Consider the following 10,566-nt stretch of genomic DNA (forward strand, 5'->3'; position numbering starts at 1 on the left):
CCGCCAAAATACAAGCTTTTATGGCGGTGCGCAGCTCTGACGCGGGCCGCCTGCGACGACACAGCGCCGATCACAATTGCTTGCGGTGCGGCATGGTGCCTTGGATTGCCGTAAAACTGGCGTTATCTCGAACGATGAAGGCCAACAGGTTTATTATCAGACCGGCCGATAGTCGCCACGCATTTAGACGACTGCTTATTTCGAAAAAGGACATTTTTCCATGTTCGATCCTCGTGAAAAAATCGCTCTCTTTATCGACGGTGCCAATCTCTACGCCACCTCGCGCGCGCTGGGCTTCGACATCGACTACCGCAAACTTCTGGCGAGCTTCCAGAAACGCGGCTATCTGCTGCGCGCTTATTACTACACCGCGCTGGTCGAGGACCAGGAATACTCCTCGATACGGCCGCTGATCGACTGGCTCGACTATAACGGCTTCAAAGTGGTGACCAAACCGGCCAAGGAATTCACCGACTCGACCGGCCGGCGCAAGATCAAGGGCAATATGGATATCGAGCTGACCGTCGATGCGCTGGAGCTTGCCGACGTCGTCGACCATTATGTCATCTTCTCAGGCGACGGCGATTTCCGTACGCTGGTCGAGGCGCTGCAGCGGCGCGGGCGCAAGGTGTCGATCGTCTCGACCATGGCCTCGCAGCCGCCGATGATCTCCGACGATCTGCGCCGTCAGGCCGACCATTTCATCGACTTGATGACGCTCAAGAATGAAGTCGGCCGCGATCCGTCGGAGCGGCCGGTGCGTCGGCCCGAGCCGGCCGAAGTCGACGAGGAAGACTATTGACGGTCGTTGCCTTGACCGCGCCCCTGGTCGTCTCGCCCGAACCCGATCGCGATTGCCCGCTCTGCCCGCGGCTGCACGACTTCATCGCCGAGTGGCGGCGGCGTGAGCCGTCCTGGTTCAACGCGCCGGTACCGACTTTTTTGCCGCCGGAAGGCGAGGATGCGGTGCGTCTGCTGATCGTCGGGCTGGCGCCTGGTCTGCGCGGGGCAAACCGGACCGGGCGCCCCTTCACCGGAGATTTTGCCGGTGACCTGCTTTACAACACGCTGATCGCGCACGGCTTTGCGCGCGGCGAATTCAAAGCGCGACCGGATGACGGGCTGGAGCTTGTCGGTACGGCGATTACCAATGCGGTGCGCTGCGTGCCGCCGGATAACAAGCCGGTTGGCGCCGAGATAGCGACCTGCCGGACGTTCCTGGTACCGACGATTGCGCGGTTTCCAAACCTGCGCGCTGTGCTGGCGCTGGGCTCGATCGCGCACCAGTCGACTGTGCGGGCGCTCGGCCAGCGCGTCGCCGCCTATCCGTTCCGGCATGGTGGACAGCAGCAGGCTAATGGCATCACGCTGTTTTCCAGCTATCATTGCTCGCGCTACAACACCAATACCGGCGTGTTGACGGAAGCGATGTTCGTCAACGTCTTCAGTCAGATAGAAGCTTTTCTGAAGACATAGAATCGGACGAGGCCCGCCGGCAAGCCCTAGATTCGGGCAATCGCGAACAACCAGGCCAGGAGATCCAGCAACCATAGAAACAGTGCAAGCTGCAGCGCAACGCGCAGGCGTTGGATGATCCGCCAATTGCTGGCCATGTCGGATTTGATGCGCAGCGCAAGCGCTCGGTGCATCCCGTCCATGGTTGCGGGAGGATGCTGATCGACGAGGTCCTGGAGCAGCTTCTCTGGATTGAAACGGAACGTATAGTTATAATATGGCTACACCATAATCGCGACCAGCAGTCCGATAAGAAAAAGCAATGTCAGCGCCAGCCAATCCCAAGGCCTTACGCCATCCAGGAGCGCCCTGCCTCCAAGGAGAGAACTCGCGAACGCAGTTGCAAAAATCAGATTGCCGGCGCGCGTGTTGAGGCTTTCAACCACGCCCTGCTGGTGCTGGAGGCCACGCACTGCCTCCGCATAGACAAATGCCAGGCGGGGGTCGTCGCCATCCGTCGCAGCAGGCGGGGCGTTGCTGTCATTGGTTGATGAAGGGCGCTCCGGCATCAAATGCACTTAGCACGGCGCCGCCTGCGATATGAATAGCCACATGGGGAAGGATTCGTCGCTCTGTCTTCATGCCATTGAGGGTGCTCTCGTTGGACAGTCAATTCTTCGACATCGCTTCAGGCGCTGCGGCAAACAACGCGGCCAGCGTCGCAGGTCCGCCCTGGAGAACATTGAGGTCGACGTCGCCGCTGATGCCGTCGACGCGGCCCCGGTTGTGGTACTGCCAGTAGATCCAGTCGTCATGGCCCGGCCGCAGCGCCAGCGAACGCAGCCAGCGCGGGCGGCCGGCTAGCTGCCCGGCATAGGCTTGCGCCGCCTCGTCGGTCCCGTAGAGGATCGCTGTCTTGCCGAACGCCGCCTCGACCGGGCCGAGGAAGGCGGACAGTTCGGCGCTCAGTTGTTCGGGGGTTGGCCGCTGCGGGCAATTGCCGCCGAACTCGATGTCTACCACCGGCGGCAGCAAAGGCTGATCGCGCGGCACCACCGAGATGAAGTTGCGTGCCTGATCGGCACCCGGCCTGCAGAAGGTGAAGAAATGATAGGCACCGACGGCAAGGCCGGCGGCGCGGGCCGCGCGCAAATTGGCGGCGAAGGCATCGTCGACATGGTCGCCGCCTTCCGTCGCCTTGATCACCGCGAAGGCGACATCGTCGGCGGCAACACGCCGCCAGTCGATCTGCCGCTGATGATGGGAGACGTCGATGCCCCTGACCGGATATTTGCCGCGGTCCGGAGAAAACGTCTGGAAGTAGGTATAGCCGCCGGCCACGACGAGGCCCGCCAGGAGCAGACCGGCCGCGCCCCATAAGACGATCCGGTTTTTCAAACGAGACCTATCCCCATTGGTCCGCCCTGCTGCCGCTATGGCTCCGGACGTTCGTCGCTCGAAAAGCCAAATCGCTGGCTTTTCGTCCGCTTCGCGGACCGCTCCTCACCCTCGCTCCTTCAGCAGCCGGCCCTTCTCGCGCGACCAGTCGCGCTGCTTTTCGGTCTCGCGCTTGTCGTGCAGCTTCTTGCCGCGGCCAACGGCGAGCAGCAGCTTGGCACGACCCTGGTCATTGAAGTAGATCTTCAGCGGCACCAGCGTCATGCCCTCGCGGTCGACGCTTTGCGCTAGCTTGGCCATCTCGCGCTTGTTGAGCAGCAGTTTGCGGCGGCGGCGTGGCTCGTGGTTGAAGCGGTTGGCCTGCAGATATTCCGGCAAATAGGAGTTGATCAGCCAGATCTCGCCGCCCTCGACCGAGGCGTAGCTGTCCTGGATGTTGGCCTGGCCCTGGCGCAGCGATTTCACTTCGGTACCGGTCAGCACCAGGCCGGCCTCGATCGTGTCGAGCACCTCATAGGAAAACCGCGCCTTGCGGTTTTCCGCAACGGTCTTGTTGTTGGGATCGGCTTTTCTGACTTGATTCATGATGCGGAGAGGTGGCGCCTCATCCCTAGTTTATCAAGCCGGCGTGCTTCATCGCCGCGTCGATCTTCTCGGCGGTCGACGGCTCGACCGTCATTAGCGGCGAGCGCAGCACATTCTCGACCTTACCTAGCTTCGACAGCGCATATTTCGCGCCGGAAACGCCGGGCTCCATGAAAATCGCCTTGTGCAGCGGCAACAGACGGTCCTGCAGGTCGAGCGCCTTGGCGCTGTCACCGGAAAGCGTTGCCTCCTGGAATTCAGCGCAAAGCCTGGGCGCGACATTTGCCGTCACCGAGATGCAGCCGACGCCGCCATGCGCGTTGAAGCCCAGCGCCGAGGCGTCTTCGCCGGAGAGCTGGATGAAATCCTTGCCGCAGGTGGCGCGCTGCTCCGAAACCCGCTCGACCTTGCCGGTGGCATCCTTGACGCCGACGATGTTCTTGAAGTCGTGCACCAATTGCCCCATCGTCTCCGGGCTCATGTCGACCACCGAGCGCGGTGGAATGTTGTAGATGATGATCGGCAGGCTGGTTGCCTTGGCGACGGCGGCGAAATGCGCATAGAGGCCGCGCTGCGTCGGTCTGTTGTAATAGGGCGTGACGACCAGGGCCGCGTCAGCGCCCGCCTTCTCGGCATACTGGACCAGGCCGACCGCCTCGTCGGTGTTGTTGGAGCCGGCGCCGGCGACGACCGGAACCCGGCCCTTGGCGACCTCGATGCAAACCTTGACGACCTGGCGGTGCTCGTCATGCGACAGCGTCGGCGACTCGCCGGTGGTGCCGACCGGGACCACGCCCGTCGTGCCTTCGGCGATCTGCCAGGCGATGAACGCGCGAAAGGCTTTCTCGTCGAAACGGCCGCTCTTTTCGAACGGTGTGACGAGCGCGGTCAGCGAGCCTCTTAGCATGTCGTCCAACTCCCTGGGACTAGCGCATGACCCGAAAATCGCAGTCGATTTCGGAAAGGATCATCCGCCAATTTAAATTGCTACAGCGTCCTTTGCGCGTCTGAGAAGACGCGCGGCGCTGTAGGTGTTCGTCGTGCGCGCCTTCTAGCCGAAAGCGAAGCGGCGCACCATAGTCTCGACATTGTTGCGCGGCAAGCATTGCGCCAGTAATTGCAATTCGAACGACCTCGATAAGGTTTTCTTTACGGGCCCTTCATCACAGACGAATAGGCTGCAGTTCATCTGTGCCAGTTGTAGCATCGAAGAATAGGAAATGACCGAATCCATGCCGACCAGGCGGCCTCATCTTTTCGCGCTTCTCGGCGCGATCGTTGTGCTGATCCCCGGCGCGGCGACCGGCGGCAGCGTCGATGGGCAGGTCACGTCGGCGATCCCGATGACGGAGCCGCAGAACAATGCACTGCAGCAGTCCCCGTCGCCATCCGCCAGCGTCGCGGCGCTGAAGAGCGGTCTCGATGCGCTGGCGGCAAACGACATTCAGCGCGCGCGCCAGCTGCGCGAGGCGCTGCCGGCAAAGTCGCTCGATCGGCACATCCTTGCCTGGGCGATTGCGCTCTATGGCGGCGACCAGGTGCCGAGCGGCGACATCGCGGATGCCGCGAAGATGCTGCCGAACTGGCCGGGCACGATCGCCTTGCGCAAGAACAGCGAGCGCGCGCTCTATCGCGAGAACCCCACGCCAGAGGTCGTGGTGCGGGCGTTCGACGGCAGCCAGCCGCTGACCTTCGAGGGCGTGGTGATCCTAGCCCGCTCCTATGTAGCGCAGGGCGATACCAAGGCGGCGCGCTCGGTGCTGTCGCCATTCTGGCGCACAGAAAAGCTCGAAGCCAGGGACGAGGCGGCGGTCATCCGCGAGTTCGGCGCGCTGATCCCGGCCGCCGACCATCGCTTCCGCATGGAGCGCATGTTCTATGCCGACCGGGTCGCTTCGGCGCTGCGCGTCGCCGATCTCGCCGGCGCCCAGCAATTGGCGGCTGCCTGGGCGGCAGTCACCAAAGGCGACAAGAACGCGGCCAAGCTGCTGAAGGCGGTGCCGGCAGCGCAGCGGGCGGCCGGCTTTCTCTTTGCCGAAGCCGAATATCTGCGCAAGCAACAGAAATTTTCCGAGGCCGCCGCGCTGGTGCTGAAAGCGCCGGGCGACCGTGACGCTCTGGTTGATCCGGACGCCTGGTGGGTCGAACGCCGGGTGCTGTCGCGCGAGCTGGTCGACCAGGGCGACATGAAGACAGCCTACAGAATAGTCGCCGCGCATGCTGCCGAAAGTCCCGCCAATGCTGCCGAGGCGGAATTCCATGCAGGCTGGTACGCGCTGCGCGGCCTCAACGACCCGAGCACCGCCGCCAAGCATTTTGCGCGAATCGCGGAGCTCGCCCAAGGACCGATGTCGCTGTCGCGCGCCTATTACTGGCTCGGCCGCGCCGCCGACGTCGGCGGTCCCGGCAGTGCCAAGGATTATTTCAGCCGTGCCGCCAGCTACGGCACGACCTTTTACGGCCAGCTCGCCGGCGAGCGTGTCGGCCGGCAGACCCTCAACATCGTCTACCCGCAGCCAAGCGCCGCCGATCGCCAGAACTTTGCCACCCGCGAAGCAGTCAGCGCCATCAAGCGGTTGCAGGAGGCCGGCTATGACCGCTATGCCGAAACACTCTATCGTGACCTTGCCGGGCAGCTGAACAGCCCCGGCGAACTGGCGCTGCTTGCGGCGCTGGCGGAAAGACAAGGCAACCATTTCATGGCGCTGAAGGTCGGCAAGATCGCCGGTGCCCGCGGCATCGACGTAGGCGCGCTGTCGCATCCGCTCGGCGTCATTCCCGACACCGCCAACGTCTCCGGCTCGGGCAAGGCGCTGGCCTATGCGATTGCCCGCCAGGAAAGCGAGTTCAACATCGGCGCCGTCTCCAGCGCCGGCGCGCGCGGACTGCTGCAGCTGATGCCGGGCACCGCCAAGCAATTGGCGAAGAAAGCCGGCATGACATTTTCTCAAGCCCGGCTGACCACCGATGCCGGCTACAATGCAACGCTGGGGGCCGCCTTTCTCGGCGAGCAGCTCGGCCGTTTCGACGGCTCCTACGTGCTGACCTTCGCCGGCTACAATGCCGGCCCCGCCCGCGCTGCCCAGTGGGTCGCGAAATACGGCGACCCGCGCGGCAGGGACGTCGACGCCGTTGTCGACTGGATCGAGCGGATCCCCTATACGGAAACAAGAAGTTACGTTCAGCGCGTGATGGAGAATTACGAGGTCTACAAGATGCGTATCTCCAGCAAGTACGACATCGTCGGGGATCTGGTGAACGGCCGGGGGTGACGACCAGGCTTCAAGCCAAGTCAGGCTGCGATCCTTCGCGCCCCCGCTGTCCCGCCGACATCTCGAAGATTCTCAGCGCCGACGCTTCGATTTGACCGCCCTGCCCTCGCCTGTAGCAGTCGGGAACGATCCGGCAACTGTGAGGAAGCGGTCCATATGGCAATCGAGCAGGGTTTCTCCGATTTCTTCTACGCCGCGCCGGACGGGCTGTCCCTGCACGCCCGCATCTACGGCGAAGCGAATTCCGGCCGCTGGCCAGTCGTTTGCCTGCCCGGCCTGACCCGCAATTGCCGTGACTTTCACGATTTGGCGCTTTATCTGTCGACGCAGGCGAGGCGTACGGTTGTCGCCTTCGATTATCGCGGGCGTGGGCAATCCGCCTACGATGCAGATATCGGCCATTACAATATCGGCATCGAAGCGGGCGATATTCTCGCCGGGCTGGCAGCACTGAGCATCGCGGACGCAGCCTTCATTGGCACGTCGCGCGGTGGATTGATCATCCATGTGCTCGGGGCGATGCGGCCGGCCGTGCTGAAGGCCATCGTCCTCAACGACATCGGCCCGGTGATCGAGTCGCAAGGTCTCACCCATATCCGCTCCTACCTCGACCCCGCGCCGAGGCCGAAGACGTACGCAGAGGTGGTCCGCGACCTGCGCAGCACCCATGGCGCGGACTTTTCGGCGCTGACCGATGCGGGTTGGGAGCAGATGGCGTCAGCCCTCTATCGCAAGACCGAGGAGGGATTTTTGCCCGATTTCGACGCGAAACTGGTCGAGACGCTGGCGGGCCTGGACCTCACCCAGCCGCTGCCCGATCTGTGGCCGCAGTTCGACGCGCTGGCGGCGATCCCGATGCTCGTCATACGCGGCGCCAACTCGAAGCTGCTGTCCGCCGAAACACTCGAGCAGATGCGCACACGCCATACCGATATCGAGACGATCACCGCCGACGGCCAGGGCCATGCCCCGTTTCTCGAAACCGGCGGCCTGCCGGGCAAGGTCGCTGGCTTTTTCGATCGGGCGGAGCGACGGGGTGAGAAGTAAAGCCACAGGAAGTTGACGTAACTCGTAGCCTTATCTTGTACATGTGAAGCATTCTTGCAGCGATTAACAGCTCTGCTGACGTTCCGGCGAATAATTGTTGGATGTCGGCGCCGCCCCTCATCCGCCTGCCGGCACCTTCTCCCCGTGTGACGGGGAGAAGGGGCTGGCCGCAACGCTGGGATTACCGAAATCTTTCGCAACGGCGCCTTTCTCCCCGTCGCTATACGGGGAGAAATGCCCGGCAGGGCAATGAGGGGCAGCGCAACCCTAAGTGGCTGGCTGATATCTCACGTCAGATCCGTCAGGATTTGGCGCTTCTCTTCGCGGGCTTTGGGGCCTTGCTTGCGGCCGGCTCGCTTTTTGGTTGCCGCCTTGCCGGACGCGGAGAAGACAAAGCGCTTGCGCCGCCGCTGTCCGCGCCACTGCACCGCGGCGTCTCCAGCACGGTGACGCAGCCGTCGAGGTCGTTGGTGGCCAGATGGGCGTAACGCATGGTCATCGACAGCGTCTGGTGGCCGAGCCACATCTGCACGCGCCTGATATCGATGCCGCCCTGGACGAGGCGCGAGGCGCAAGTATGGCGCAATATGTGCGGCACGACCTGATCGTCGGCGCCAAGCCCGATTTCGGCCTTGGCATCGTTCCAGATAGCGCGAAACTGGGCCTGGCTGAGCTTGGTGAACGGGCCTTTGGGCCGGCGGCCCTCGGTGGCCGGCAGCTTGATCACCTCTTTTACCCGCTCGGTCATCGGAATGGTGCGGCTGCGGCCGGATTTGGTGATCCAGAAACTGACGCGGTGCTCCTGGATATCGTTCCAGATCAAGCCCAGCGCTTCGCCGAGGCGGCAGCCGGTGTCGACGAGAAAGACGGAAAGCCGATAAGCGTCCTCGCTGCGGCTCTTGATGGCGGCGAACAGCCGCGCCTCCTCGTCCCTTTCGAGGAAACGAATCCGTCCCGCCCGCTCCTTCTGGCGGCGGAACTCGGGCAGGCTGTGGATATCCCCCATCTTGTGAGCCTTGCGCAGCAGTTTGCTGAGGGCAGCCATCTTCCGATTGATGGTTGCATTGCTGTTGCCGCGCTGGCGCAAGGTGCCGATAAGGTTGTCGAGGGTGCTTTGGTCGAAGGCGCTGAAACGCTCCCCAAGAAGGATCTCGTCTATTTCGCCGATGAAAGAGCTGACATTGTATTTATGCCGCCCGTCATCCCAAAGTATGTCCCGGTATGCTGAAAACAGTTCTCCGATCCTGTGCGACTTTACTTCTCGTATCTTGTTATAACTGTATTTTATTTTTGAAGTTTGAGAAGAAAACATCGAAAAATGATCAGAGGTTCCTCCCTCTTGAATCGCATCGTTCGTCATTATTCGCCACACCCCCGAGTGGATAGGCCTAGACCTACCTGCTTGGCGGTGCCCTTTCAAGAGTTTTAAGCGCTGCGGCCGATCTCATCCACCACTGGCGGATCCCAACGACATCGTTCCCACAACCCTGTTCAGCTACCCAACCCCCTTTTCCTTCTGTTTGCTACCAGTCGCGAAAACAAAACAGCCCGGGCGTTAAAGCGCCCGGGCTGGATTTCACTTGCCTTAAGTCCAGCCCTTAAAACGAGCGCTGGAAGCGGAGCATACCGCCAACGGCGTTTTTCTTGTCGCCCGGGATGCCGGTCCAGTTGTATTCATAGGGACCGATGCCGTCGAAGCTTGAGACCTTATGGCTGTTGTGAGCATAGTCCACTTCGGCCGTGATCGTGAAGCCGGGAACGATGTCGTAGGCGATATTGGCCGCGACGCCAGCTTCCTTGGCTTCGTCATACGACGCCTGAAGGTTGAACGAGGTCTTCTCGTTGATGGTGTAAGTACCACCGCCCCAGACTGCCCAGTTACCGCCCCACTGCTTGTAGTAATTGCGCGGAGCGTTGTCGTCAGTGCCGTAGCCGGCCATCAAGAACAGCGACAGGTTCTGCATCGGCGTCACGTCAAGGCGAACCTTGCCGGCCCATTCTTCCAGGCTGCTGTCATAGGCAGCAACACCGCTGATGGATCCCCAGCCCTGCGTGTACTTCACGCCGCCAACTACATACGGAACATAGCTGTCGATCGAGTCGTGACCGAAATTGAAGGCAACTGGAGGCCCAACGTCAGCAACGACAAAGCCTTCACCGGTTTCCAACGAAGCCACCGCCGAGAAGCCGTTGCCGGCATCGAAGTAATACTGGACGACGTTGGTGTCGAAGCCGCCGTAGGGAACGATCGTATCCTGGATGACGTTGCCGGCGTAGCCGGTGAACGTGTTGAAGGCTGTTTCGTCCTTACCGACGCGGAGACCACCAAGCTGGATCCAGGCGAAGTTCAGCGAAACGCCTCTGCTGCCAAAGTCGGAAAAGAGGGTGTCGTCATAGTGACCCGTTCCCCAGTTGAAGCGGGTCTCGGTGTAGGTCTTCAAGGTGCCCATCTCGGTTTCCTGGCCGGTCCAGGTCCTCAGCGTGAAGCGAGCCTGCTTGTAGTAGCCGTCGTTGACGTTGTCTTCACCATCGATGGCATCCTTAAGGTCCTGGTACCTGGCGCCGTCGAAGGAGCCAGCCTGGCCCGCGGAGATGTCATAGCGGACATAGCCGCCGATGCGCAGGCAGATTTCGGTGCCGGGGATGTAGTAGTAGCCAGCGCCGTAGACGTCGCAAATCTTGACGTATTCAGCGGGTTCCGGCTCGGCGACGACGACGGCGTCGGCGGCGCGCGCACCGGAAACTGCGATCAGTGCCGCAGCGGAGCCGAGAAGCAGGCTCTTGATGTTCATTTTCTGACCTCCAGTCA

At 62.0% G+C, this 10,566-nt stretch carries 10 protein-coding genes; 5 read left to right on the forward strand and 5 right to left on the reverse strand.

The genetic code is table 11. The features are described from left to right. Positions 1–220 precede the first annotated feature (220 nt). The 3 genes from NKJ46_RS21565 to NKJ46_RS21575 all read left to right on the forward strand — a co-directional run bounded on the left by NKJ46_RS21565 (position 221) and on the right by NKJ46_RS21575 (position 2,006). Entirely contained in the window at positions 221–802 is a 582-nt protein-coding gene (locus tag NKJ46_RS21565; protein WP_023677774.1) for a LabA-like NYN domain-containing protein, read from the forward strand. Further along, positions 799–1,476 carry a uracil-DNA glycosylase gene (locus NKJ46_RS21570; RefSeq protein WP_245274739.1) on the forward strand — a complete coding sequence of 226 codons (678 nt, stop codon included), beginning with the start codon at positions 799–801 and terminating at the stop codon, positions 1,474–1,476. The genes NKJ46_RS21565 and NKJ46_RS21570 overlap by 4 nt, the downstream gene beginning before the upstream one ends. Before the next feature lie 110 nt (positions 1,477–1,586). Continuing rightward, complete coding sequence (locus tag NKJ46_RS21575) at positions 1,587–2,006, forward strand: hypothetical protein (RefSeq protein WP_352667366.1); 420 nt, start codon at positions 1,587–1,589, stop codon at positions 2,004–2,006. Between the two features lie 118 nt (positions 2,007–2,124). Here the strand turns inward: NKJ46_RS21575 and NKJ46_RS21580 are convergent, their stop codons facing one another. The 3 genes from NKJ46_RS21580 to dapA all read right to left on the reverse strand — a co-directional run bounded on the left by NKJ46_RS21580 (position 2,125) and on the right by dapA (position 4,345). Next, positions 2,125–2,853, reverse strand: a complete 729-nt coding sequence (locus tag NKJ46_RS21580) for a GH25 family lysozyme (protein ID WP_352667369.1) — start codon at positions 2,851–2,853, stop codon at positions 2,125–2,127. A gap of 105 nt (positions 2,854–2,958) precedes the next feature. Next, positions 2,959–3,438 (reverse strand): SsrA-binding protein SmpB, encoded by a 480-nt coding sequence (smpB, locus tag NKJ46_RS21585; protein ID WP_023768487.1) that lies wholly within the window; start codon positions 3,436–3,438, stop codon positions 2,959–2,961. Between the two features lie 25 nt (positions 3,439–3,463). Further along, on the reverse strand, positions 3,464–4,345 hold the full coding sequence (gene dapA, locus NKJ46_RS21590) for a 4-hydroxy-tetrahydrodipicolinate synthase (protein ID WP_352490891.1): 882 nt from the start codon (positions 4,343–4,345) through the stop codon (positions 3,464–3,466). Between the two features lie 325 nt (positions 4,346–4,670). On the opposite strand from dapA, the gene NKJ46_RS21595 reads away from it, so the two are divergent. After that, the gene (locus NKJ46_RS21595; RefSeq protein ID WP_352667380.1) at positions 4,671–6,710 is read left to right on the forward strand and encodes a lytic transglycosylase domain-containing protein; all 2,040 of its coding nucleotides are present in this window, start codon (positions 4,671–4,673) and stop codon (positions 6,708–6,710) included. Between the two features lie 156 nt (positions 6,711–6,866). After that, complete coding sequence (locus NKJ46_RS21600) at positions 6,867–7,757, forward strand: alpha/beta fold hydrolase (protein WP_352667371.1); 891 nt, start codon at positions 6,867–6,869, stop codon at positions 7,755–7,757. 301 nt (positions 7,758–8,058) lie between these two features. Here NKJ46_RS21600 and NKJ46_RS21605 read toward each other — a convergent pair whose 3' ends face one another. Together NKJ46_RS21605 and NKJ46_RS21610 are read right to left on the reverse strand one after the other, a co-directional pair. Further along, positions 8,059–9,117, reverse strand: coding sequence for a tyrosine-type recombinase/integrase (locus NKJ46_RS21605; RefSeq protein WP_502903427.1), 1,059 nt, complete (start codon positions 9,115–9,117; stop codon positions 8,059–8,061). A 238-nt stretch (positions 9,118–9,355) separates the two neighbouring features. Continuing rightward, the gene (locus NKJ46_RS21610; protein ID WP_352667386.1) at positions 9,356–10,549 is read right to left on the reverse strand and encodes a porin; all 1,194 of its coding nucleotides are present in this window, start codon (positions 10,547–10,549) and stop codon (positions 9,356–9,358) included. Between the last annotated feature and the right edge of the window lie 17 nt (positions 10,550–10,566).

The organism is Mesorhizobium sp. M0166 (assembly GCF_040322255.1).
GTDB lineage: Bacteria > Pseudomonadota > Alphaproteobacteria > Rhizobiales > Rhizobiaceae > Mesorhizobium.